Here is a 24,234-nt window from a genome sequence, read left to right as displayed (position 1 = left end):
CCCGTTTTCGTAGACCCTACATGCTGGCCGGCCGGACGGTGCGATTCTGCGTTCGTGACGCCGTGCCTGTGGAGAGGGGATGCTGCGGCCGCCGGCATCCACTCATCCGATGTCGTGGGTGTCGAAGCGCATAACTTCCGGATGGAGGTTTCTGCTACTCTGACTGCGGGCAGTTCGGATGCCCTGCGATTCGCGCACGAAAGGAAGGTCGACGTGGCCCTGCCAGAAGCCTCGGTTCAGCTCTACACACTCGCTGCGGAGTTCACCGCAGACATGAAGGGATCGCTCGACAAGCTCGCCGCGATCGGACTGCGCAACGTCGAGGCCTTCGACTTCGTGCGTCGTCCGGACGAGATCCGCGCCGCGCTCGACGCGTCCGGCCTGGTCTCGCCGACCGGGCACGCGCCGCTGCTCTCGGACGAGCTGTGGACGCCGGACGGCTCGATCCCCACGCCCGCTCCCGAGGTCGTCTTCGAAGCAGCGGCCAAGGTCGGCATGAAGACCGTCATCGACCCGTTCGTCCCGGTCGAGCGGTGGATCACGCTGGAGGGCGTCACCGACATCGCGGACCGGCTGAACAAGCTCGCCGACACCGCGGCGACGTTCGGCCTCGAGGTCGGCTACCACAACCACGCTCAGGAGTTCATCGCGGACTTCGACGGCAAGACCGCGTACGAGCACTTCGTCTCGATCACCGACGAGCGCGTCGTGCTCGAGCTCGACCTGTACTGGGCGCTCGTGGGCGGCCAGGACGTGGTCGGCCTCGTCTCGCGTCTCGGCGACCGCCTCGTCGCCGCGCACGTGAAGGACGGCATCGCTCCCGCGCACAACCCGTTCGCACCGGGCGCGGAGAAGTTCGGCTCTGACGCTCTCGACCAGCGCCGCGCCGGCGAGGGCGAGGTGCCGCTCGCGGAGGCCCTGCGCGCGGCATCCGCTCTCAAGTACGCCGTGATCGAGTACGACAACAACCCCGGCGACGACGTGTTCGCCGACATCGCGGCCAGCTACGCCTTCCTCATCGAGGGCGGGTTCGCCCGATGAGCGCGGTCGGAGTCGGCATCATCGGGGTCGGCGTCATCAGCGACACCTACCTCGCGAACCTGTCGTCGTTCCCCGACGTCGAGGTGCTCATCGTCGGTGACCTGCTGCTCGACCGCGCGCAGGCGCAGGCCGAGAAGTACGGTGTGCCCGCGTTCGGCTCGGCCGAGGACGTCCTTGCTCACCCGGGCGTCGACCTCGTCGTGAATCTGACGATCCCGGCCGTGCACGTCGAGGTCTCGCGTGCGGCCATCGCCGCGGGCAAGCACGTGTGGACCGAGAAGCCGCTGGGCCTCGACCGCGAGGGCGCGGCCCTGCTGCTGCGCGAGGCGGAGGAGGCGGGGCTGCGCGTCGGCTCCGCGCCCGACACGCTGCTCGGCCCGGGCTTCCAGGCGGCGCGGCGGGCGATCGAGGACGGTCTGATCGGCCGTCCGCTCTTCGCCCTGACCACGTTCCAGACGCAGGGCCCCGACCTGTGGCACCCGAGCCCGGCGTTCCTCTTCGCCAACGGTGCGGGTCCGCTGCTCGACATGGGGCCGTACTACTTCTCGGCGCTCGTGAGCCTGCTCGGCCCGGTGGACCGCGTCGCGGCCGTCGGCACGAAGGCGCGCGAAGAGCGCCAGATCCACACCGGTCCGAACGCCGGGACCACGTTCCCGGTCGAGGTGCCGTCCACGATCCAGATCGTCACGGCGTTCGAGAGCGGTCAGCAGGCGCAGAGCCTCCTGAGCTTCGACTCGGCGCTGGAGCGTCACGGCGTCGTCGAGATCCACGGCACCGAGGGCACGATCGTGATCCCCGACCCGAACCAGTTCACGGGCCGCATCGCGTACGTGAAGCCGCTCGGTGTCATCCGCGACGGCATGTCGTTCGAACAGGAGTGGGTCGAGATCGAGCACGCCGATGTCGAGGTTGGCCGTGGTCTCGGCGCGCTCGACATGGTGCGCGCGATCGCCGAGGGCCGTCCGCACGTGGCCTCGGGCGAGCTCGGCTTCCACGTGCTCGACATCCTGCTGTCGGCTCAGGAGTCCGCCGCCACCGGCACGACGGTCGTCGTCGAGAGCACCGTCGCCCCGGTGCCGCTGCTGCCCGAGGGCTTCGACCCCTTCGTCGCGACGCTCTGACCTTCGCCCTGAACGAGACCGCGGGCCCCGCCGGCACATGCCGGCGGGGCCCGCGGTTTCGCGTCGGCCCGGGCGCCCGGCATCCATCGTCGACGACGCGGTTTCTCGCCGAGAACGCATGCTGTCCGCGTTCACGACGGCCATGTCGTCGCGCAGCGGGAGACCCGACGATCCAAGCGATGAAGCGGCGTGGCTGATCCCAGGCAACGCAACCCTGCTTGGACCCTCAGCGCCTCACGCTGGCGCAGTCTTGTGCAATCGGACCACCGCCGATTCGGCAGATCTTGAAGTTCGCAGGGTGGAGCCTTTGCCGTGATCTGTCCACCGAACGGGGGACAGACAACGACGTTCCGATCATCGTATGTTTCAAGCGATCGCGCGAACCACCCGATGATGGTCATCGGGATCGGGCCGCGCAGGTGGGATACCCAACGAATGCAAACTAGCAGCCGCGCCAGAGTCAGTATCGGAGTTGCGATCGGAACCGTGATTGGTCTGGTCGCGGTTCCCGCGTACGCAGAGGCTCCTTCGGACGCCAACAATGTGGAGGACACGGTCCAGGCGCTCGCCGCGATCCCCGAGGCAGGGCCGATCGCAGACGCGTCCGAGTTCGATGTGGAGCCGAATGGAGACCTGACTCACACGACCGCAGATGCAGCGTTGACAATCGAGTCCGGGGCGGGACTGATAATCGAACTCGACTCGACCTTTCATGACCCGCTACGGGTGGATGCGGGACCGGTTCAAACCGTGGAGATTGCCGATGAGGGCACCGCGGTGTTCGCCTCAGCCGACTATGCGGTAACACCATTGCCGCAAGACGATGGCTCTGTTCAGATCGTCAACGTTCTTGAGAGTTCTGCCGCTCCTGAACGCTTCGACTACCACCTGTCTAGCACCTCGGCGCTCACGTTGGAGATTCAGGACACGGGCAGTGTTCTCGTGCTCAACGCCGCTGGAGAGTTCGTCGGCGGCGTCGCGCCTCCTTGGGCTTTTGACGCGACGGGCGCGGTCGTCCCTACGCATTTCGAGGTGGCTGGTTCCACGCTCTCCCAGGTCATTGATCACCAAGGCCGTGCTTACACGTATCCGATCTCTGCCGATCCCTATCTCGGACATAACCTGTGGGGCTCGATCACCGAGGGTTCCGCCAACGGCCAACCAACCGTGAACCTGAATCTCACGTCGTGGGGCAAGACCTACCAGCCCTCGCCTTGGATCCTGATCGACTACGGGTGGCCGGAGGCGACGAACCGCAGTCTGCGCTTCCGTGATCTTCTCATGACGAAGGCTTCCATGCGCCAACAGTACGATTGCCACGCATTCGGCTCCTATTTTGCAGGCGAGTGGAATCTCGAACGGTTCCGACCCAACCGAACCGTGGACTGGACCGCCGGGGTTGCCGTTCATCACTGCAACTGGACTACGGCAACCCTCTATTGATCGATGCGCAGGTCGATTGCATTTCCCGTCGTGGCGGTGGGGAGCATGGCCGTTCTCATCGGATGTGCACCCCAGCAGTTCGTGACGCTCGACGATGTACTGGGCGGAGCAGAGTATCGCGGGATAACAAACCCGCGGGAGAACACCGATGAAGTGTGCGACGGCATCGACGATTGCATTGAAGGGTGGGAGTCTGACGGGGCTACCTATTTGCGGTTCACATCGATCGACGCGGCGTCGACCTTCGCCGATTCGCTCGACGACGACGTGTTCCAGTCAAACTTCATCGTGATCGAGTGGGACGACTCAGTCGGCGCCACCCAACGCAAGTGGGTTGAGGATGTGTTCCTCGGCGCGCATCAATCCGACTGACTGAGCGTCACTGTGCATGCGTCGCCGCGACGCTCCCAGCCATGCTTACAGAAGCGGGTCCGCTGGTCGGAAGCTGGCGGACCCGCCTCCGTATCGAGCGCTTCGCTGTCAGGACGGGGGGCCGCCGCGCAGCAGGCGGTCGAGCATCTCCAGTGCGGCCTCGTGGTCGACCGCGGCGTCGAGCAGCCACTGCGTCTGCAGGCCGTCGGAGGCGGCGATCACGAGGGCCGCGACGAGCGTCGGGTCGACGTCGGCGCGCACATGGCCGGATGCCTGCAGCCCGCGCACCTGCTCGGCCATGTCGTTGCGCAACCGCGCGAAACGATCGGTCGCGAACTGCTGCGCGGCGGGGTGGTTGTCTTCCAGTGCCATCGCGACGAGCGTCGAGTACAGCTGCACGAGCCCGGGGATCGCCCGGTTCTCTTCCGCGGCGAGCTGCATCGCGGCGGCAGGGCTCGAGTCCGCCGGCGGGGCGTGCTTCTCGACGGTGGGCTTGCGCTCCGACTCGCGGTACACCTCGACGAGCAGCTCTTCGAGCGAGCCGAAGTAATGGGTGAGCGCCGCATGCGTCACCCCGACCTCTTGGGCGATCGCCCGCAGGCTCGTCTTCTGCGAGCCGCGCTGTGCGAACACCTGGATCGCCTTGTCGAGGATCTCCTGGCGCCGCGCGATGCCCTTCGGATAGCGGCCCCGCGGGCGGGGAGCGTCGGCGGGCTTGGCGGTCATACGCCCGATGATAACCGAGTGCGGGCAGAAAAACCTCCAATCGGAAGTTCTGCGGTGATGCGTCAGACCCCCATCGCGAGTCCGAGGCAGGGGCCGATGATGATCAGCCAGACGGCCGCGCTGATGATCAGCACGCCTGTTGCGAAGCGCCGCCACCGCCACGAGATCATCAGCAGCGCCGGGCCCACGAGCAGCACGATGAACGGCAGCAGCATGATGAAGATGCCCCAGTTGCCGACCGCTGTGCTGGAGAGCGTCACCGTGATCAGCATCAGCATCACGATGAGGCCGGCGATCTGCAGCCCCACTCCCGCGAGCAGCCCGGCCCATACCGGCGGACGCTTTGGCGCCCCTGGGGGCGGAGGCGTCGGTGCCAGGAACCCGGATGCCGGCGCACCGCCGCCCGGGTATGCCGGAGGCGGCCCGTACGCAGGATTCCAGCCCGCCGGCGGGGGTGTGACCGTCTGCGGCGGGACGTCGCCCGACGGCGGAGGCGCGTACCCCTGCCCCGGCGTGGGGTCCGGCGGTGGAGCGTAGCCCGAGGGCGGAGGCGCGTACCCCTCAGGCGGGGGAGCGTAGCCCTGCCCTGGCGATGCTTCGGGCGGAGGCGCGTACCCCTCGGGCGGGGGCGCGTAGCCCTGCCCCGGCGATGCTTCGGGAGGAGGCGTGTACCCCTCGGCTGCCGACAGCTCGGCCGCCTCCGCGGGAGCAACCTCGGCGGGAGCGACCTCGACGGGTGCCGCCTCGGCGGGAGCATCCCCGGCGGGAGCGCCCTCGCCGGGTGCTTCCTCGGCGGGGGCGCCCTCGGCGGGTGCCTCCTCGTCGGGAGCAGGCGCGCCGGGTGCGGCATCCCCCTCGTTCGCGGCCCCGTCGGGCGCGACCTCGGGTTCTGATTCGGGTTCGTCGCCGGCGGCCGGCGGCTCAGGCGTGCTGCTCACGGGGAACCGTCCTTTCGATGCGCGTGGTGAGGGCGCCGCGCCGCGCCTTGTAGATGATGCGGGCGAGAAGCAGCGGGATCGTCACGAGGAGGAACACCTGCGGACGCGTCAGCCCCAGCCATGCGACCTCGTTGCCGCGCACGAACTCCACTCCGAACCGGAAGACGCCGTACGCAGCGATGTAGAGCGTCAGCGTCTCGCCGGCGGCGACGGGGCGGTGGCGCAGCCAGAACCACAGCACCGCGAACGCCGCGAGGTGGAAGGCGATCTCGTAGACGAAGCTCGGGTGCAGCGGCACGCCGGCCGGCGACCCGGTGTACGCGGCGGCGTCGGCGTCGAGCACGATGCCCCAGTCCGCGCCGGTCGGGGTGCCCGGTCGCTCGGTGAAGAAGCATCCGACGCGTCCGATCGCCATGGCGAGCGCCACGGCCGGCGCGAACAGGTCGCCCGTGCGCAGCGGGTAACGCACGATGCGCTTGGCCGCGTGCACGCCGAGCCACGCTCCGACGAGGGCGCTGAGCATCGAGGCGTTCCCCCGCAGCAGCTGCTCGGTCAGGCTGAGGTTCTGCGAGGGGTCGAGGTGCTGGGCCCAGGTTCCGAGCCGCGACAGCACGGCCGCGCCCAGCAGGGCGCCGAGCACGATGTAGGGGATGCGCTCATCCGTGACGCCGCGGCGACGCTTCTCGACGAGGAACACGACGCCGGCGGCGGCGAGGCCGAGCGCGACGAATGCGGAGTGGGTGTCGATCGGCGGGCCCCACCCCAGCAGGTCGTGCAGCGTCGGGAACATGTCGCGTCTAGCCCCCGGTGATCCAGCGCACCCAGAACGCGACCCAGAACGGCGTGGCGACGGCCGCCGCGACCGCGATGACCGACAGGTACAGCAGCACCAGCCGGGTGTCGCCGAGCTTGCAGCGCGATCGCAGCAGCCCGGCGCGCCTGGCGCGGGCATACCCGGCGATCGCGAGCAGGGCGAAGCCGAGCAGTGCGACCGGACCGAGCAGGCACGCCAGCAGCGCGACGGTCGTGTACACGCACAGCCTGAGCGGGTCGAACGGCGGCGCCGGATCGGGCACGGTGGGATCGCGGCGGTTGAGGGAGCCGAGGTCGATCGCCGGCTCGGGGCGTTTCGTCTCGCTTCGCTCGCTCAACGAGCGGGGATCCGGACTGCTCACGACGACACCACGGTCAGCAGCTCGCGCCCGCCGGTGGCGGTCGACAGCTTTCGGCGGGCGAGCGGCGCCCAGGCCTGCACCGCGCAGAACGGGGCGCACTGGTGGGCGTCGCTCGTCTCGTTGACGGTCGCGACGTGAACGCAGCACTGCGTCAGGCGCTCCTCGATCATCGTGTTGATGTCCATGAACGGCTTGACGGTGATGCGCAGCACCCGTTCGGCGAGCATCCGGCGCAGACGTTCGTGCTGACCGGGAAGCCGGGATGCCGCCAGCGTGGCGAGCGTGCCGATGCCCAGGTCGCAGTTGACGCAGATGTCGCGCCAGATGTCGCTCATCGACGGGTGCGACAGCGACGACTGCTCGCTGAGCAGGTCGAGCAGCGAGTTCTTGACCACGTCGCGGATGGCTTTGTTCACGTTCGAGTCCGCGATGCGGTTCGCCAGCAGATCGGGGTTGAGATCGAGGAACTCCTTGAGCCGGTCGTGGCCGATGAGGCCGACGAGCGACTTCCAGTCGCCGGAGTCGTCCTTCAGCAGATAGCCGACCGAGCAGCAGTGCGGGTGGCTGCAGGGGAGCGCGGTGAGGTCGCGCCAGGTCACCTCGCCGTCGGTCTGCGGCCCGAGCCGCGCGAGCACGCCGGTGTGGGTGAGCCTGTCGTCGGGGTCGATGCCCGAGGACCGGCCCGACCCGAAGACCGGCTGGATCGTCACGCCGCCGACGTACGGCGTGGCCATGGCCCGGCGGATGACGGCGCCGATCTCGCCGTCGTTGACCCCGAGGGTGGCCGTCATCGTGAGGGTCGTGAACACGCCTGCCGCACCGAGGCGCTCGAGAGCCCGCTCCTTGAACCGGCGGATGTCGGCGCCGCGGTGGAACCTGGACGACTCGGCGCTCTCGCCGTCGTACTGCAGGTAGATCTCGACGCGCTCGCGGTGCTTCTTGAGGGTCTCGACGAAGGCGTCGTCCTGGGCGATGCGCAGGCCGTTCGAGTTGATGAGGATGCGCACGATCGGCCGCGCGACGAGGTGCTCCAGCAGCTGCTCGAGCCACGGGTACAGCGTGGGCTCGCCTCCCGAGAGCATGAGCACGTCGATGCGGTCGTTCTCGCGCGCCAGACGCGCATCGACCGACGCCAGCACTTCGGCGAGCGGCGCGACGGCCGATGCGGCCGGTCCGGACTCGGCGAAGCAGGTGGGGCAGCGCAGATTGCAGTGATCGGTGAGGTCTTCGAGCAGGATGCAGGTGTGCTGGGTCTGCATCTGCGGCAGGCCGTCCTCGTACGCGGACGGCACGGGCTTGAAGTTGCCCGCGAGGTCCGGGGTGTGCACCTTCGTCGGGGCGGTCCACTGCTCGAGGTACGACAGGATGTCGGCGTCCTCGTCGTAGAGCGTCCGAACGAACCCGTGGTCGGGGCATCCACGTTCCAGCCAGACTCTGCCGCCCCGCACCGCGAGCCATCCGGACAGCCGCCGCACCTCGGCGAGCGGCCGGTCCGGATCCTCCTCGTGGCAGTGCGGGCAGAAGGCGTTGACGTAGCGGTGGACGCGGTAGTCCCGCAGGGGCATTCCCGCGCCGGCAGTGGCGGTCATGAGGTGACGATAGCGTGCAGCCCCGCACCGGCGGAGGTGCGGCGCAGCGCGGACGTCCGCGCGTCGCGCGCCGAGATGCGGGAGAGGATGGAAAGGAGAGGAGACCGGATGCCGCATCACAGCCCCGCCCGGCGGTTCGCGGCCGACCTGCAGCATGCCGTGATGAGCCTGTTCCGGCTCGCGCCGTCGCCGGCCCCGCGATGGGCGATCGGGCTGCGCGCCGCGATCGCGATGGCCGTGCCGATCGCGCTGATGTCGCTGCTCGGGCATCCCGAACTGGGGTTCCAAGCCGCGACCGGCGCGTTCGTCGCGCTCTACGGCACGCATCTGCCGGTGATCGAGCGCGTGCGGGTCGTGCCCTTCGTCGCGGGGTCCCTGGTCGTGGCCGCGAGCCTCGGCGCGCTCGCCGGGCCGTCGCAGGTCGCCACACTGATCGGTCTGGCGGTCGTCTCGGTCGCGGCCGCCGCCGCGATGTTCGGGTTCCGCGTCGGCCCGCCCGGCCCGCTGTTCGTGGTGCTCGTCTACGGTCTGTCGTCGCACATCATCGCGTCGGGCGCGGATGCCTCGACGTACCTCGTGACGGTGGTCTGCGGCATCCTCTTCTCCTCCCTCGTCGCGCTCAGCCCGCTCGTGCTGCCGAGCAGACGCCGGGCGGCGGCGCGTCCGCTGCGCGAGATCCTGCCGGGGCCGGCGTGGTCGCCGGGCGCGCGGCTGCTGCTCGCGCGGGTCGCGATCGTCACGGTCGTCGGCATCGCCCTGGGCCTGGTGCTCGATCCCGACCGTGCCTACTGGATCGTCGGCGCCGCGATCGCCGTGATCGGTGTAGCCGCCGATCGCCGGGCTGCCTACACGCGCGGCCTGCACCGCATGATCGGCACGATCCTCGGCGCCGGCGTGTATCTGCTGCTGGCGCCGCTGCCCCTCCCGCCGCTGTGGCTCGCGCTCGTGCTCGGCGTCCTGCAGTTCACGATCGAGCTGTTCGTGGTGCGCAACTACGCCCTCGCGCTGGTGTTCATCACGCCGCTCGTGCTGCTGCTCACCGGTGCCGCGACAGGAGCCGTCGACACGGTCGCGGTCGCGACCGAGCGGGTCGTCGACACGCTCGTCGGGGCCGCCCTGGGGGCGCTGAGCGGCGTGCTGCACCCCCGCGAGCACTGACCAGGCCGTCCCGCCGGGGTCACCTCGGCCGCCGGCATCCACCGATCGGTTGACGTCGGGCTCGACCGAGCGCGCGACGCGGGCGGGGCCGCCGGCGGGTGGAGTGGACGGGTGCACCGATTCCCAGACTCTCTGTCTCGCGTTCTCACCTCTCGCCGTGGTGCGTGGCTGTCGCTCGCTCTCGGCCTTCTCGCACTCGTCGCCCTGATCGGCGCCTTCGGTCGCGCGGATCTCGCCGCGGGCGGCGACGCGATGCCCCCGCGCTCCGAGAGCGCGCAGGTGGCGTCGCTCGCCGACGAGTTCCCGGATGCCGACGAGCAGTCGCTGCTCGTCGTCGCGAGCCGTGACGACGGCGGCGTGCTCACCCCGGCCGACCTCGAGGCCATCGCCGCACTCGTGCCGGTCATCGACGCCGGGAGTGGTGCGAGCTCGCGGGGGCCGGTCCCGAGCGAAGACGGCGAGGCGGCCGTCATCCAGGCCACGGTCGAGCCCGGCGACGCCGAGGACGCCGTCGAGCACGCCGTCGACAGTCTGCGCGCGACGATCGCCGGCCAGCCGATCGACGGCATCTCGGTGCAGGTCACCGGCGGCGCCGCGTTCGGCGTCGACGTCGCGGCGGCGTTCGACGGCGCGGACTTCACGCTGCTGCTGGTCACGATCGGGATCGTCGCGCTGCTGCTCATCCTCACCTACCGGTCGCCGGTGCTGTGGCTGGTGCCGCTCGTGGTCGTCGCGCTGGCCGATCAGCTCGCGAGCAAGGCGACGGCGGCCCTCGGCACCGCGCTCGAGCTGCAGTTCGACACCGGGATCGTGAGCGTGCTCGTCTTCGGCGCCGGCACGAACTACGCGCTGCTGCTCGTGTCGCGCTACCGCGAACAGCTGCTGCAGGACGACGACCACCGCACCGCGCTCGCCCGTGCCTGGCGCGCGAGCCTGCCGGCGATCGTCGCGTCGAACGCCACGGTGGTCGTGTCGCTGCTGACCCTGCTGCTGGCCGTCGTGCCCGGCACGCGGGGGCTGGGCGTCGCGTCGGCGGTCGGTCTGCTGATCGCGCTCGCGGCCGTGCTGCTGGTCCTTCCTCCCGCGCTGGCGGTCTGCGGTCGCGGCGTGTTCTGGCCGTTCGTGCCGCGCCCCGGCGCACCGCTGCAGCGGGTCGGGGCATGGCGTGCGCTCGGCGCGCGGGTCGTGGCCCGTCCCGTGCTGCCGGTGGTGGCCGGGGTCGTGATGCTCGCCGTCGCGGCGGCCGGGCTCATCGGCACCCAGCTCGGGCTCACCCAGGCCGAGCGGTTCCGCGTTCCGTCCGAGTCGGCGCTCGGACTCGAGGTGCTGGGCGACCACTTCGTCGCCGGCGAGGCCGAGCCCATGGTGGTGATCGCCGAGGCCGCGGACGAGGATGCCGTCACGTCGGCGATCGACGATGTGCCGGGCGTGGAGCGGGTCACCCTCGTGGCGGAGAGCGACGACTCCTCCCTCGTGAAGCTCCTCGTGGTGGGAGATGCCGAGCCGGGCTCGCCCGAGAGCCTGCAGCTCGTCCGGGACGTGAGGGATGCCGCGCACGACGCGACCGGCTCCGCGCTCGTGGGCGGGCCGGCCGGCGCCGCCGTCGATGCACGCGATGCGAACGTGCGCGACTTCCTGACGATCGCTCCGCTCGTGCTGCTGGTGACCCTCGCGGTGCTTCTCGTGCTGCTGCGGGCGGTGGTCGCTCCGCTCGTGCTGCTGCTCGTGAACGCCCTCAGCGCGACCGCCGCGATCGGCGCCGGTGCGTGGCTCGGGCGTGTGCTGTTCGGCTGGACGGCGCTCGACCTGCAGGTCCCGCTGCTGGCCTTCCTGTTCCTGGTCGCGCTGGGCGTGGACTACACGATCTTCCTCGTGCATCGGGCGCGCTCCGAGGCTGCGGAGGTCGGGACGCGGCCGGGCATGGTCAACGCCGTCGCTGCGACGGGCGGCGTCATCACGAGCGCCGGTCTCGTCCTCGCGGGTGTCTTCGCCGCGCTGGGGCTGCTGCCGCTCGTGACGCTGGGGCAGCTCGGCCTCATCGTCGGCGTCGGGGTGCTGATGGATACTCTGGTCGTGCGCACCCTCGTCGTGCCCGCGCTGTTCTCGCTCATCGGCGACCGCATGTGGTGGCCGGGGCGGCTCGCAGCCTCGCACGATCGGGGCGACCGCGGTCCAGAGGAGGGGGTGCCCGGGGATGCCGCAGTCCTCCGTGAACCCGTCGGCTGACGACGGGCAGCCGCCGGCGAGCGTGCGGTCGTGGCGGGGGCTCGTCGGCTCGATCCGGGTCGGGCAGACCGTCATCACCGCCGCCCTGATCGTGATCGGCGCCGTCCGTGCGGCCGCCGACGGAACCCCGGTGCCCTGGGTCATCGCCGTGTCGGTCGTCTTCGCCGGCTGGTATTTCGGCGGACTGCTGCTGAGCGGGCGCACCCGCGACCGCGCCCTCGCCGCAGGCTGGCTCGTCGGGCTCGCGCTCATCTGGATCGGTGCGGTCGCGATCTCGCCCGAGTTCGTGTGGCTCGCCTTCCCGCTGTGGCTGCTGGCCGGATTCGTGCTGCGCATGCGCTGGGCGATCCCCTTCAGCATCGCGGTGCTGCTCGTCGTCATCGCGGCCCCGCTGCTGCACACCGGCACCACGAGCTACGCGAACGTCATCGGTCCGGTCGTGGGCGGCGTGTTCGCCCTCGGCATCTCGCGCGGCTACCTGGAGCTGGTGCGCGACGGCCGTGAGCGTCAGCGGCTGATCGCATCGCTCCTGGCCGCACGGGACGAGACCGCCGCGCTGCAGGAGGAGCTCGCGCTCGCCCAGCGCGACGCCGGCGCGGTCGCAGAGCGCACCCGCCTGTCGCGCGACATCCACGACACCGTCGCGCAGAGTCTCACCTCGATCCGCATGCTCGCGACGACGGCATCCGTCGATGATGGCGACAGGGATGACGCGACCCGGGCCCTCTCGCAGATCGCCGAGCTCGCCCGCGAGGGCCTGGCCGACACGCGGCGCATCGTCGACGCGCTGATGCCGGCCGAACTGGAGGGGTCGCCCCTCGCCGACGCGCTCGGGCGCATGCTGGCCCGGCTGCGGGATGAGACCGGCATCCGCACCGAGCTGCGCGTCGACGACGAGCTTCCGCCGCTCGACGTCACAGCCGAGGTCGCTCTGCTGCGGGCGGCGCAGTCCGCACTGGCCAACGTGCGCCTGCACGCGCGCGCGAGCCGCGTCGTCGTGACCATGGCCGACGGCGGCGACACCGTGCGGCTCGACATCGTGGACGACGGGATCGGGTTCGACGCCACCGGCTGGGCGTCGCGGCCGGCGGGTCCGGCGGGCGGCTACGGGCTGCGCGCGATGCGGGAGCGGCTGCGCGAGCTCGGCGGCGGACTCGATATCGAGAGCGCGCCCGGCGAGGGCGTCGCCCTGTCGGCATCCGTGCCGATCGCGACGGGGCGTGCGCGATGACCGTGCTGCGCGTGCTGATCGCGGACGATCATCCGATCGTCCGCGCCGGTGTGCGGTCGCTGTTCGCCGGACAGGCAGACATCGACGTGGTCGGCGAGGCCGCCACCGGCGAGGAGGCCGTCGCGCTGGCGCGGCAGCAGCACCCGCAGGTCGTGCTGTGCGATCTGCGCATGGGGGAGGGCATGGACGGCGTCGCCACGACGGCGGCGCTGCGCGCTCTCGAACCCGCGCCCGCCGTGGTCATCCTCACGACGTTCGACCGCGACGCCGAGATCCTGGGTGCGATCGAGGCCGGCGCCGCGGGGTACGTGCTGAAGGACGCGCCGCCCGACACCATCGTGCGTGCGGTGCGCGATGCCGCCGCCGGCCGGCTCGCGCTGACGCCGGAGCTGAGTGCACGGGTCGTCGAGGTGCTGCGCGCGCCGCGGGTGCGGCTCACCGACCGCGAGCTGGAGGTCCTGCGGCTGCTGGCGACGGGTGCCTCCAATCCGCAGATCGCCAAGTCCCTGTTCGTCACCGAGGCGACGGTCAAGACGCACCTCGTCCACATCTTCGGCAAGCTCGGCGTCGACACCAGATCCCGGGCCGTCGCCGTCGCGCAAGAGAGAGGCATCCTATGAGCGCCGCCGATCCCGCCCCGCAGTCCGGTGCCGACGTCGTCGCGGCGCCGAGCCGTCGTGACTGGCTGGCACTCGCGGTGCTGTCGATCGGCCTCGGCATGATCGTGCTCGACGGCACCATCGTCGGCGTCGCGCTGCCCGACATCATCGCCGACCTCGGGATGGACCTCACCGACGCACAGTGGGTGAGCAGCCTCTACGCCGCCGTGCTGGCGGCGCTGCTGCTGTCGACCGGGCGCCTCGCCGACCGGTGGGGGCGCAGGCTGCTGTTCCTCGTCGGGCTCGGCGTGTTCGTCGGCGGGAGCATCCTCGCGGCGATGGCCGAGGCATCCGGTCCCCTCATCGGCGCCCGCGCGGTGCAGGCGGTGGGCGCCGCGCTCATCATGCCCTCCACGCTGTCGACCGTGAACGCGGTCTTCCGCGGTCGCTACCGGGCGGCGGCGTTCGGCGTGTGGGGCGCGGTGATCTCGGGCGCCGCGGCGGTGGGGCCGCTCGCCGGCGGCGCGCTCACCGAGTACGCGTCGTGGCAGTGGATCTTCCTCGTGAACGTGCCGGTGGGGGCGCTCGTGTTCGTGGCGGCGCTGATCGTCGTGCCCGAGACCCGTGGCGGGACGCCCGGCCCGGGGGCAGACGTCGACGGCGCGCTGCTGTCGGCGATCGGATTCGGCGTCCTCGTGTTCTCGATCATCGAGGGCCCCGACCTCGGCTGGTGGACCCCGAAGGCCGAGTTCCAGATCTTCGGCTGGGTGTGGCCGGCGGATGCCGCGGTCTCGATCATCCCGTTCACCCTCGCGATCGCGGTCACGGCCCTGGTGCTCTTCGTGCTGTGGGAGCGCCACCGCGCCCACAACGGGCGTTCGGCTCTGCTGGACCTGCGGCTGTTCCGTCTCCCGACGTTCACGTGGGGCAACGTCACCGCGGGTGCGGTCGCGGTCGGCGAGTTCGCCATCATCTTCGTGCTGCCGCTGTATCTCGTGAACGCGCTCGGCATGAACGCGATGGGCGCGGGACTGGTGCTGGCCGCGATGGCGCTGGGCGCGTTCGCCTCGGGAGCGGCCGCCCGCCACGTCGCCGCGCGGTTCGGGGCGCCGGGGACCGTCCTGGTCGGGCTCGGCCTCGAGGTCGTCGGCGTCGTCGTGGTCGCGCTGGTGGTGACCGCGACCACGCCCGGCTGGCTGGTGGCGCTGCCGCTCGTCGTGTACGGACTGGGTCTGGGACTGGCATCCGCCCAGCTCACCGGCACCGTGCTGCGCGACGTGCCGGTCGCGCAGTCGGGGCAGGGGTCGGCCACGCAGAGCACCGTGCGCCAGGTCGGTTCGGCGCTGGGCACCGCGTTCGCCGGCGCGGCGCTGTCGATCGCCCTGGCGCTGACGCTGCCCGCCGCGCTGGGAGCGGCGGGGTTCACGGGCTCCGCCGCCGACAGCGTCGCCGAGGCCACGCGGCAGTCGGCCGGGACGACCATCACGCAGCTGCGCGCGCAGGGCGACGCCGGCCCCCTCGGCGATCAGACATCCGCCGCCGTCGACGCGCTCGCCGCCGGGTTCGCGGACGCGACGCGGTGGGCGCTGCTGGTGGCGACGCTGTTCCTGCTGCTGGGGCTTGCGGGCGCGCTGCTGCTGCGCCGTGCGTCCCGCCGTGTGCCCGCCGACGGCTGACCTCGAGATCAACCTTTCGGTGGATCCCGCCCGCCCGCTGCCGGGCGAGGCTGGAAGCGAAGATCGAGAGGAACGCCATGCGCACGCTGTATTACGCCGCTTTCGGCTACATGATCCTGGGGGTCGCGTCCGGCCTCTTCTACCGCGAGTTCACGAAGCTCAACGACTTCCCCGAGGGGCAGTTCACGCAGCTCGGGCTCGCCCACACGCATCTGCTGACGCTCGGGTTCATCATCCTGCTCATCGTGCTCGTGCTCGAGAAGGTGTTCACGCTGTCGCAGTCGAAGCTGTTCGGCTGGTTCTTCTGGATCTACAACGCCGGCGTGGTGCTGACCTCCGCGATGCTCATCTGGCACGGGTCGCTGACGGTGCTCGGCCAGCCCGCGGGCGGCATGATCGCCGGGATCGCGGGCATGGGGCACATCCTCGTGACCGCGGGCATGGTGCTGCTGTTCCTGGCGCTCGGGCGCGCGCTGCGTCGTCCGCAGGCTGCGAGCGAGGGGATGCCGGCGGCAGAGGCAGCGGCGGTCGGCCGGGGCTGATCCGCGCCGGCCGCACCTCACGCCGTGGCGAGCGGGAAGCGCCGCCGCAGCACGAGCCGCTGCACCAGCGTCCACGCCACGGTGGTGGCGAGGTAGAGCGCGGCGGCGAGGGGCACGAACAGCGCGAAGACGGCGGTCGTGAACTGCAGGGCGCCCGCGAGGCGTGCCATGCCGGCCCCGGCGAGCGGGGAGGCGTCGGCCGACTCGTCGATCGGCGGGCGGAACGCGCGCCGCGTGAGCTCGGCGACCACCACGATCACCGCGATCACGGCGGCGAACACGCCTGCCGTGGCGACGGTCGCCGCGCCGGAGGTCACCGCGCCGACGGCGCTGAGCCCGAGCGGCACGCCCAGCAGCTGCTGCGTCAGCAGCGTGTTCGCGTGGCCGGCGATCGCCGAGTGCAGGAAGAGGGCGTAGACGATCGCGACGACGGGCGCCTGCGCGAGCATCGGCAGGCAGCCCGCGAACGGCGACGTCTTCTCGTCGGCGTACAGCTTCATGGTCTCGCGCTGCAGACGCTCGGGATCGCGCTTGTGGCGCTTCTGCAGCTCACGCAGCTTCGGCGCAAGCCGGCTTCGCGTCTGCTCCGCCTTAGCCTGCGAGATCCCGACGGGGATGAGCGCGGCGCGCACCAGCAGGGTGAGGAGGATGACGGATGCTGCAGCCGCGGCGGATCCGGCGACCGGCTCGAGCAGCGCGATCAGCTGCATGAGCAGGGCATAGGCCGCGTCGAGGATCGCGGCGATGGGTGGGAAGGCGTAGAGGTCCAAGGGTGTGTCCGTTCGTCCGGTGTCGTTTCGTGGCGTGCGGCCACGAGGCACCGGCGGATGCCCGCTCGGCGGGACGTGCGCGGTGGGTTACGCGGCCAGGGCCGCGAGGCCGGGTGCGCGCGGACGAGAGTGGCCGGGCGCGTCGGGGTGTGAAGCGGTGAGCCGCGTCGCGTCGGCGATTGCTCGGCGCGGGTGCGCTCCGCCGCGGAGGGCGGGCAGCGGGGCGCGGAACAGCGCGATGGCGACCGCGAGCACCGCGAGAGCGGCGAACAGCGTCGCGGCGACGAACAGCGCGCCGGTCGGCACAGCCAGGGCCACGGGGGAGAGCTCGAGCAGCGGGCGCGCGGCGGCGGCGATCAGCTCCGCAGCGGAATGCAGCGGGCCGGCGACGAGCTCGATGAGGGCGCGCAGAGTGATCCCGATGGCCTCGGACACGGTGCCTCCCTCCGTCGCGGCCACGGTAGCACGGGTGCCTGACGGTCCGGCCGCCCGACCTGTTGAAGGAAGGGATGCTGCACCGCCGGCATCCGCTCATCCACCGATGGCTGCGACGCGGGTGTCGGCGACATGGGGCAGGGTGGAACGCGTGACAGCGACGATCGACACCCGCACTGAGGCCCTCGAGGTGCTGCGGGCCCTCGTCGGGCGCGATGACGCCGACTTCCATGACGGACAGTTCGAGGCGATCCAGGCGCTCGTCGACGAGCGGCGCCGCGCCCTCGTCGTGCAGCGCACCGGGTGGGGCAAATCGGCGGTGTACTTCGTCTCGACGCTGCTGTTGCGCCGCCGCGGTTCCGGGCCGACCGTGCTCGTGTCACCGCTGCTGGCGCTCATGCGCGACCAGATCGCGGCAGCCGCGCGGGCGGGCGTGCGAGCGGTGAAGATCGACTCGACGAACGCGCACGAGTGGAACGACGTGCTCGCGCAGCTCGACGCCGACGAGGTCGACGTGCTGCTGGTCTCGCCGGAGCGGCTCAACAATCCGTCGTTCCGCGACGAGCAGCTGCCCCAGCTCATCGCCCGCATCGGCCTGCTGGTCGTCGACGAGGCGCACTGCATCAGTGACTGGGGGCACGACTTCCGCCCCGACTACCGTCGCCTGCGCGACCTCATCACGCGCATGCCGGCCGGCGTGCCGGTCCTCGCCACCACCGCGACCGCGAACAGCAGGGTGGTGGCCGACGTCGCCGAGCAGCTCGACGCGGGTGCCGTCGACGGCGCAGCGTCGCCGGGTGTGCTCACCATCCGTGGACCGCTGGCACGGGCGTCGCTGCGGCTCGGCGTGCTGCGGCTGCCGAACTCGCCCGCCCGCCTCGCCTGGCTGCTCAGCCATCTGGCCGAGCTGCCCGGTTCGGGCATCATCTACACGCTGACGGTCGCGGCCGCCAACGACACTGCGCGGCTGCTGCGCGAGCGCGGGTACGACGTCCGTGCGTACACCGGGCAGACCGACACCGACGAGCGGGAGGAGTCCGAGGCGCTGCTGAAAGACAACCGCGTCAAGGCGCTCGTCGCCACGAGCGCGCTCGGCATGGGGTTCGACAAGCCCGATCTCGGTTTCGTGGTGCACCTCGGGGCCCCCTCGTCGCCCGTCTCGTACTACCAGCAGGTCGGCCGCGCGGGCCGCGCGACGGACTCGGCGGATGTGCTGCTGCTGCCCGGCGCCGAGGACCGCGATGTCTGGCACTACTTCGCGACGGCCTCGATGCCCGATCGCGAGCGCGCCGAGCGGGTGCTCTCGGCGCTCGCGCAGGCCGGCGGGCCGCTGTCCACGCCGGCGCTGGAGGCCGTCGTCGACATCCGGCGCACGCCGCTCGAGCTGCTGCTGAAGGTGCTCGACGTCGACGGTGCGGTGGAGCGTGTACGCGGCGGCTGGATCGCGACGGGGCGGCCGTGGACGTACGACGAGGATCGCTACCGGCGCATCGCGGCCGAGCGCGTGGCCGAGCAGCAGCACATGATCGAGTACGAAGAGACCTCCGGCTGCCGCATGGAGTTCCTGCAGCGCTCGCTGGACGACGACACGGCCGCCCCCTGCGGGCGGTGTGACAACTGCGCCGGAGCCTGGTTCCCCGCCGACATCGCGACCGCCGCGGCGGATGCCGCCAGCGCCGCGCTGGACCGTGTGGGCGTGCCGATCGAACCGCGACGGCAATGGCCGACCGGTGCCGATCGACTCGGCGTCACGGTCAAGGGACGCATCCCCGCCGACGAACAGGCGAGCGAGGGCCGCGCGCTCGCACGTCTCACCGATCTGGGTTGGGGCGGCGCGATGCGCGAGCTGTTCGCCGCCGGTGCCGCCGACCAGCCGGTGCCGCAGAACGTGCTGGGCGCGTGTGTGCGGGTGCTCGCCGACTGGGGGTGGGCCGAACGGCCGGTCGCGGTCGTCGCGATGCCCTCGCGCACGAAACCGCTCCTCGTCGACTCGCTCGCCCGTGGCATCGCCGACATCGGCCGTCTGCCGTTCCTGGGCGCACTCGGCCTCGTCGACGGCGGACCGACCGGGCAGCCCGGCGGCAACAGCGCCTTCCGCGTCGCCGGGCTCTGGGGTCGGCTGACGGCCGCCGGGCTCGACGTGCCGTCGGGACCGGTGCTGCTCGTCGAGGACCGGGTCGACAGCGGCTGGACGCTCACCGTCGCCGCGCGCGAGCTGCGCCGCGCCGGCGCGCCCGCGGTCCTGCCGTTCGCGCTGGCGCTGCGTGGCTGACCGGACGTCCCGCGCTGCGGCTGAGCGAGGGGTCGCAGCCCTCCCGGTCGTTGAGCGAGCGAGGTACGAGCAAGACGAAACGCGGTGAGACGCTCTCGAGAACCCGGCCACGCGCATGCTTCGCGAGGTGGCCGGGTCCGATCTGCGGCGTGCGGCGTTTCGTCTCGCTGCGCTCGCTCAACGAGCGGGTGGGGGTGCGCCCGCCGCAGTGCGGTGCGGTGCGGTGTGGTCGCGGGTGCGGGGACGTCACGACTCGCTAGCCCGCCGGCGGTGTCGGGGCGTGGCGCCTGGGCCGCCGCACGATCAGGTAAGTGACCGCGCCACCGATCAGCAGCACGACCAGCACGACCCAGGGCACCCAGCTCGCGGGTGAGACGTCGGTGTCGGCCGCCTCCGCTGTCGGCGACGGCGTCGGCGATGCCGTCCGTGTCGGGGTCGGCGATGCCGTCGGTGTCGGTGTCGGTGTCGGTGTCGGTGTCGGTGTCGGGGCGGCAGTGGGCGTGGGCGCGACGGTCGGCTCGGGCGTTGGCGCGACGGTCGGTTGGGGCTCCGGGGCGATCGTCGGCGTCGGCTCGGGCTCCGGGGCGGTGGTCGGCGTCGGCTCCGGATCGGGAGCGGTCGTCGGGGTGGGTTCGGGCACGACAGTCGGCGTCGGAAGCGGCGGCAGGATCCCGGTGCGGGTCGGAGTGGGGTCGGGCGCGGGGGTGGGAGTGGGCGTCGGCCTCGGCGACGGGCTGCGGCTCGGGAGCAGGTCCGTCGGAAGCGCCGTCGGAAGCGCAGTGGGCAGATCGGTCGGCGTCGGAAGCACGCCGCCGCCGCAGCCGGCGAGGAGCGTGATGGCAGCGACGATCGCGAGCCCGGCGACGGTTCTGCGCGCTGGGAGACCGCGCGGCGGTCGAGCCGGCCGAGCGGCGGGGGGTTGCGGCATCCACTCCTCCTGACGTTCTGCACACGAGCGTAGGGCCGCGCGGGTCGTCGCCGCGTCACTCGGCGAGGGTGACTCGTGTGACGCCGCGTGACGCCGTGTCGCGGTGTGTGACGCTGCGTCGCGGTCTGTGTCGTCGCGCCGTTCCCCGCGTGCGCGAGCCCGACGAGCATGACAGCATGCCTTCCCCACTCATCTCGCCGACCGAGCTCGCCGACCTCATCCGCAACGGCACCCCGCCGCGGATCCTGGACGTGCGCTGGCGTCTCGACCAGCCCGAAGGGCGCCCCGCGTACCTCGACGGGCACCTGCCGGGAGCCGTCTACGTCGACCTCGACCACGAGCTCGCGCGTCAGGGGGACCCGCGTGACGGGCGGCATCCGCTCCCGTCACGCGAACAGCTGCAGGCGGCGGCCCGACGGTGGGGGATCCACCAGGGCGACACCGTCGTCGCGTACGACGACGTGCACTCGGTCGCCGCCGCGCGTGCGTGGTGGGTGCTGTCGAGGTCGGGCATCGCCGATGTGCGCGTGCTCGACGGCGGTCTGCGCGGGTGGCTCGCCGAGCGACTGCCGCTGGACACGGGTGATGTCCTGCCGAGGCCGGCAGGCGACGTCGTCCTCGATGAGATCACCGAGGGCGTCGCCGACATCGACGGCGTCGAGGAGTGGCCTGACCACGGTCTGCTGCTGGATGTGCGCGGCCCCGACCGGTACCGCGGCGACTCGGAGCCCCACGACCCGATCGGCGGGCACATCCCCGGCGCCGTGAACCTGCCGACCACCGTGCACCTGACGGCGGGCAAGTTCCGCACGCCCGAAGAGATCCGCGCCGAGTTCGCCACCGCGGGGGTGTCCGAGGGTGTCTCGGTGGCGGCGTATTGCGGCTCGGGAATCGCCGCGACCCACACGGCGCTCGCCGGAGCCCTCGCCGGCATCGAGGTGGTGGTGTACCCGGGCTCGTGGAGCCAGTGGTCGCGCTCGCGCGGCCGGCTCGCCGCCGTCGGCTCGGCTCCTTCGCTGGACGTGGTGCCGGTATGACGGACGCCGCCACCGGGCCGCTCATCGTCGGAGCGATGGTGCGCACCCTCGGTGCGTATCCGTCCGGATGGCGGCAGCCCGGTGCGCACGCGGATCCGCGGACGGACGCCGCGGTGCTCCGCCGCGTCGCCGGGCTCGCCGAGGACGCCGACCTCGACTACCTGTTCTTCGGGGACTGGCTCGCCACCGGACCCGACCTGGAGTTCCGCGACCCGTATCTGCTCGCGCGGATCGATCCGGTCAGCGCGGTGCTGTTCCTCGCGGGCATCACCGAGCGCATCGGCCTCATCGCGACCGTGAACTCGACCTACGCCGACCCCTACGCGACCGCCCGGGCGACGGCATCCCTCGACCTGCTCACCGGCGGGCGCGCCGGCGTGAACCTCGTCACGGGGGCCGAGCCACGGGCTGCCGCGAACCACGGTCGCGACGCCCACGCCGACAACGAGGCCCGCTACGACCGCGCCGAGGAGTTCGTGCGCGCGCTGCGGCTGCTCTGGGAGAGCTGGGACGACGGCGCCTGGGTCGCCGACGCCGACGCCGGGGTGCTGATCGACGCGGACCGGCTGCGGACGGCAGCACTGCGCGGCACGCAGGTGCGTGTCGAAGGTCCGCTGAACGTCGCACGACCGCCGCAGACGCACCCGCCGATCGTCCACGCCGGCACGTCGCCGCGCTCCCGTGCGCTCGCCGCGACCGAGGCCGACCTCGCCCTGATCGCCGCCGGCGACCCCGCGGTGGCGGCGGCCACGCGGACCGAGCTGCGCGCTCTGGCGGCGGCGTCCGGTCGCGACCCCGAGGACCTCAAGGTGATCGTTCCGGTGCTTCCGGTGGTGGCGGAGACGGATGCTGCCGCCCGGGCGATCGTCGACCGCTTGCTGCTGCTCGTGCCGCTGGACGACGGGGCGTCGGGGCATGCGGGGCGGCCCGGATTCCCTGCGAACCGGACGCTGGCGTCGTTCCTCGATGTCGCGGGGATCGCGCCGGACGACCTGGTGCGCGCCGCATCCATCGACGACGTCGTGCCGGCCCTGACGGCGGCGGGGTTCGCAGAGGCCGCCACGCGCACGCTCGACGTCGTGCGCGTGCGAAGCGGCCGCGACCTCGACGGGGAGCATCCCATCACCTGGCGGCACCTGATCGCCGCCCACGCCGTGCCGGCGAACTTCGTCGTCGGCGGCCCCGCGGTGATCGCGGACCACTTCGAGAGCTGGCGCGACGCGGGTGCCGCCGACGGGTTCAACGTGCTGTCGGCCTTCCAACCCGCGCAGTTCGAGGCCTTCACGGCGATCGCCGTGCCCGAGCTGCGCCGCCGCGGACTGATCGGCCGGCAGGGCGCGACGCTGCGCGAGCGCCTGTCGCTCGGCGCGCCCCGGCTCGCGCACGTCGAGGCGGTCGCGGCGCCTGGTCGTTGAGCGAAGCGAGGAACGAGCGAAGACGAAACGCGCGAGACGCTCTCGAGAACCAGCCCCTTCGCATGCGTCGCGCGGGTGGCTGAGTCCGATGAGCGGCTTACGGCGTTTCGTCTCGCGGAGACCCGCACTGAGCGAGCGAAGCGAGTCGAAGTGTCGCTCAACGACTAGGGGGGCGCGTCTCTATTACGCCGCGTGAACCACGGTGACCCCGCCTTGCGGTGGGTGAACCGCCGTGACGCCCCGCCAGTACTACACGAAGAACCGCAACACGCTGCTGTCGGACGACGCGAAGCTCGACGAGTTGCTGCTGGCCGTCGCGTCCACGGCTGATCCCGACGCACGCGTCGCGGCATCGCAGGCGGTGCAGGACTACCTCGCCGAGCAGGCGTACGTGATCCCGCTGTTCGAAGAGCCGCAGGTCTACGGCGCCGCGCCGTACGTCGAGGGCATCGAGTTCGAGTCCGTCGCACGTCCGCTGTTCTACGACGTGTGGCTCGACAAGAAGAAGTAGGACCGAGAAGCCGATGAGCTACGCGCTGAGACGCGCCGGGCAGGCCGCGATCGTTCTGATCGCGGCCTTCACGGCCACCTTCATCCTGCTGCAGCTGCTGCCGGGCGATGCGATCCTGATCAAGTACCAGGACCCGTCGCTCGGGCTGAGCGCCGACCAGATCGAGCAGATCCGCATCGCGTACGGTGCCGACTCGTCATGGTGGGAGCAGTACTGGGCGACGCTGTCGGGCTACGCGACCGGCGACTTCGGCTACTCGACGCAGTACGGCACGCCTGTGCTGCAGCTCATCGGCGAGGCACTGCCGGCGACCGCCGTGCTCGCCGGACTCGGCTTCGCGCTCGCCGCGGTGATCGCGTTCGCGATCGCCTTCCTCTCGACCCTGTCGCCGTTCGGCTGGCTGCGCCAGGGGCTGCAGGCACTGCCCGGCGTCTTCGTGGCAGTGCCCGTGTTCTGGCTCGGGATCCTCCTGATCCAGGTGTTCTCGTTCGGGCTCGGCTGGGTGCCGATCGTGGCGGCGGATCCGGCCGTCGGGCTCATCCTGCCGGTGATCACACTGGCCGTGCCGATCTCGGCGCCGCTCGCGCAGATCCTCGTGCGCAGCATCGACGAGGTGCAGCTGCAGCCGTTCGTGACGGTGGTGCGCGCCAAGGGCGCGTCGCCGTCGTGGGTGCTGCGGCGGTCGGTCGCGCGCAACGCGCTGCTGCCGACGCTGACGATCGCGGGCGTGCTGTTCGGGGAGCTCATCGGCGGCGCCGTCGTGACCGAGACGGTGTACGGCCGCACCGGCATCGGCCGCATCACCGAGCAGGCGGTCTCCAGTCAGGACATCCCGGTGCTGCAGGGGATCGTGGTGCTCGCCGCGCTGACGTTCGTCGTCGTCAACCTCGTGGTCGACCTGCTCTACCCGGTGCTCGACCCGCGGCTGCGCCGCGGCTCCCGCGCACCGCGAACGTCGTCCGCACCCGTCCTCCAGGAGGCCTCCGCATGACCCTTCGACAGGCTCAGGGACCGGTCCTCGAGAAGGAG

23 protein-coding genes are annotated in these 24,234 nt (G+C 71.6%); 15 read left to right on the top strand and 8 right to left on the bottom strand.

Going from position 1 to position 24,234, the window contains the following annotated elements:
* The first annotated feature begins 213 nt into the window (after nt 1-213).
* The 4 genes from IF188_RS16310 (at nt 214) to IF188_RS16295 (ending at nt 3,977) form a co-directional block, all read left to right on the top strand.
* On the top strand, nt 214-1,041 hold the full coding sequence (locus IF188_RS16310; RefSeq protein ID WP_191172859.1) for a sugar phosphate isomerase/epimerase family protein: 828 nt from the start codon (nt 214-216) through the stop codon (nt 1,039-1,041).
* Nucleotides 1,038-2,162 (top strand): Gfo/Idh/MocA family protein, encoded by a 1,125-nt coding sequence (locus tag IF188_RS16305; RefSeq protein WP_191172858.1) that lies wholly within the window; start codon nt 1,038-1,040, stop codon nt 2,160-2,162. Before IF188_RS16310 ends, IF188_RS16305 begins: the two co-directional genes overlap by 4 nt.
* Before the next feature lie 390 nt (nt 2,163-2,552).
* Nucleotides 2,553-3,605, top strand: a complete 1,053-nt coding sequence (locus IF188_RS16300) for a hypothetical protein (protein ID WP_191172857.1) — start codon at nt 2,553-2,555, stop codon at nt 3,603-3,605.
* 45 nt (nt 3,606-3,650) lie between these two features.
* A complete protein-coding gene (locus IF188_RS16295) occupies nt 3,651-3,977 on the top strand; it encodes a hypothetical protein (protein WP_191172856.1) in 327 nt (108 codons plus the stop codon).
* Between the two features lie 108 nt (nt 3,978-4,085).
* On the opposite strand, the gene IF188_RS16290 is transcribed toward IF188_RS16295, so the two are convergent.
* From IF188_RS16290 to IF188_RS16270, 5 genes are all read right to left on the bottom strand, one after another.
* The gene (locus IF188_RS16290; RefSeq protein WP_191172855.1) at nt 4,086-4,703 is read right to left on the bottom strand and encodes a TetR/AcrR family transcriptional regulator; all 618 of its coding nucleotides are present in this window, start codon (nt 4,701-4,703) and stop codon (nt 4,086-4,088) included.
* 62 nt (nt 4,704-4,765) lie between these two features.
* The gene (locus tag IF188_RS16285) at nt 4,766-5,641 is read right to left on the bottom strand and encodes a hypothetical protein (protein ID WP_191172854.1); all 876 of its coding nucleotides are present in this window, start codon (nt 5,639-5,641) and stop codon (nt 4,766-4,768) included.
* Entirely contained in the window at nt 5,625-6,431 is an 807-nt protein-coding gene (locus tag IF188_RS16280; RefSeq protein WP_191172853.1) for a prolipoprotein diacylglyceryl transferase, read from the bottom strand. Before IF188_RS16280 ends, IF188_RS16285 begins: the two co-directional genes overlap by 17 nt.
* Nucleotides 6,432-6,438: 7 nt before the next feature.
* Nucleotides 6,439-6,792, bottom strand: a complete 354-nt coding sequence (locus tag IF188_RS16275; protein ID WP_224751995.1) for a hypothetical protein — start codon at nt 6,790-6,792, stop codon at nt 6,439-6,441.
* Between the two features lie 20 nt (nt 6,793-6,812).
* A complete protein-coding gene (locus IF188_RS16270; RefSeq protein ID WP_449560836.1) occupies nt 6,813-8,405 on the bottom strand; it encodes a radical SAM protein in 1,593 nt (530 codons plus the stop codon).
* Nucleotides 8,406-8,513: 108 nt separating this feature from the next.
* On the opposite strand from IF188_RS16270, the gene IF188_RS16265 reads away from it, so the two are divergent.
* The 6 genes from IF188_RS16265 (at nt 8,514) to IF188_RS16240 (ending at nt 15,837) form a co-directional block, all read left to right on the top strand.
* Complete coding sequence (locus IF188_RS16265) at nt 8,514-9,563, top strand: FUSC family protein (RefSeq protein ID WP_224751994.1); 1,050 nt, start codon at nt 8,514-8,516, stop codon at nt 9,561-9,563.
* Nucleotides 9,564-9,674: 111 nt separating this feature from the next.
* Nucleotides 9,675-11,789, top strand: a complete 2,115-nt coding sequence (locus tag IF188_RS16260; protein ID WP_191172852.1) for an MMPL family transporter — start codon at nt 9,675-9,677, stop codon at nt 11,787-11,789.
* Nucleotides 11,758-13,020: a sensor histidine kinase gene (locus IF188_RS16255; RefSeq protein WP_191172851.1), complete on the top strand. Its 1,263-nt coding sequence runs from the start codon at nt 11,758-11,760 to the stop codon at nt 13,018-13,020. The genes IF188_RS16260 and IF188_RS16255 overlap by 32 nt, the downstream gene beginning before the upstream one ends.
* Nucleotides 13,017-13,640: a response regulator gene (locus IF188_RS16250; RefSeq protein ID WP_224751993.1), complete on the top strand. Its 624-nt coding sequence runs from the start codon at nt 13,017-13,019 to the stop codon at nt 13,638-13,640. Before IF188_RS16255 ends, IF188_RS16250 begins: the two co-directional genes overlap by 4 nt.
* Nucleotides 13,637-15,295: an MFS transporter gene (locus tag IF188_RS16245; RefSeq protein WP_191172850.1), complete on the top strand. Its 1,659-nt coding sequence runs from the start codon at nt 13,637-13,639 to the stop codon at nt 15,293-15,295. The genes IF188_RS16250 and IF188_RS16245 overlap by 4 nt, the downstream gene beginning before the upstream one ends.
* Before the next feature lie 77 nt (nt 15,296-15,372).
* Nucleotides 15,373-15,837 carry a DUF2871 domain-containing protein gene (locus IF188_RS16240; RefSeq protein ID WP_191172849.1) on the top strand — a complete coding sequence of 155 codons (465 nt, stop codon included), beginning with the start codon at nt 15,373-15,375 and terminating at the stop codon, nt 15,835-15,837.
* A gap of 17 nt (nt 15,838-15,854) precedes the next feature.
* Here the strand turns inward: IF188_RS16240 and IF188_RS16235 are convergent, their stop codons facing one another.
* Together IF188_RS16235 and IF188_RS16230 are read right to left on the bottom strand one after the other, a co-directional pair.
* Nucleotides 15,855-16,607, bottom strand: a complete 753-nt coding sequence (locus tag IF188_RS16235; protein WP_191172848.1) for a YidC/Oxa1 family membrane protein insertase — start codon at nt 16,605-16,607, stop codon at nt 15,855-15,857.
* 87 nt (nt 16,608-16,694) lie between these two features.
* Nucleotides 16,695-17,042 (bottom strand): DUF6412 domain-containing protein, encoded by a 348-nt coding sequence (locus tag IF188_RS16230; RefSeq protein ID WP_224751992.1) that lies wholly within the window; start codon nt 17,040-17,042, stop codon nt 16,695-16,697.
* A 106-nt stretch (nt 17,043-17,148) separates the two neighbouring features.
* Between IF188_RS16230 and IF188_RS16225 the strand changes: the two genes are divergently transcribed.
* Complete coding sequence (locus tag IF188_RS16225) at nt 17,149-19,314, top strand: DEAD/DEAH box helicase (RefSeq protein ID WP_191172847.1); 2,166 nt, start codon at nt 17,149-17,151, stop codon at nt 19,312-19,314.
* 256 nt (nt 19,315-19,570) lie between these two features.
* On the opposite strand, the gene IF188_RS16220 is transcribed toward IF188_RS16225, so the two are convergent.
* Nucleotides 19,571-20,242 (bottom strand): RodZ family helix-turn-helix domain-containing protein, encoded by a 672-nt coding sequence (locus IF188_RS16220; RefSeq protein ID WP_191172846.1) that lies wholly within the window; start codon nt 20,240-20,242, stop codon nt 19,571-19,573.
* Nucleotides 20,243-20,418: 176 nt separating this feature from the next.
* Between IF188_RS16220 and IF188_RS16215 the strand changes: the two genes are divergently transcribed.
* The 4 genes from IF188_RS16215 to IF188_RS16200 all read left to right on the top strand — a co-directional run bounded on the left by IF188_RS16215 (nt 20,419) and on the right by IF188_RS16200 (nt 24,196).
* On the top strand, nt 20,419-21,279 hold the full coding sequence (locus tag IF188_RS16215; protein ID WP_191172845.1) for a sulfurtransferase: 861 nt from the start codon (nt 20,419-20,421) through the stop codon (nt 21,277-21,279).
* A complete protein-coding gene (locus IF188_RS16210) occupies nt 21,276-22,694 on the top strand; it encodes an NtaA/DmoA family FMN-dependent monooxygenase (protein WP_191172844.1) in 1,419 nt (472 codons plus the stop codon). Before IF188_RS16215 ends, IF188_RS16210 begins: the two co-directional genes overlap by 4 nt.
* A gap of 232 nt (nt 22,695-22,926) precedes the next feature.
* Nucleotides 22,927-23,205, top strand: coding sequence for a hypothetical protein (locus IF188_RS16205; RefSeq protein ID WP_224751991.1), 279 nt, complete (start codon nt 22,927-22,929; stop codon nt 23,203-23,205).
* A gap of 13 nt (nt 23,206-23,218) precedes the next feature.
* Nucleotides 23,219-24,196 carry an ABC transporter permease gene (locus IF188_RS16200; RefSeq protein WP_191172843.1) on the top strand — a complete coding sequence of 326 codons (978 nt, stop codon included), beginning with the start codon at nt 23,219-23,221 and terminating at the stop codon, nt 24,194-24,196.
* The last annotated feature ends 38 nt before the right edge of the window (nt 24,197-24,234 follow it).

The organism is Microbacterium helvum (genome assembly GCF_014779795.1).
Lineage (GTDB): Bacteria > Actinomycetota > Actinomycetes > Actinomycetales > Microbacteriaceae > Microbacterium > Microbacterium helvum.
This window is presented reverse-complemented; position numbering and strand designations above follow the sequence as displayed.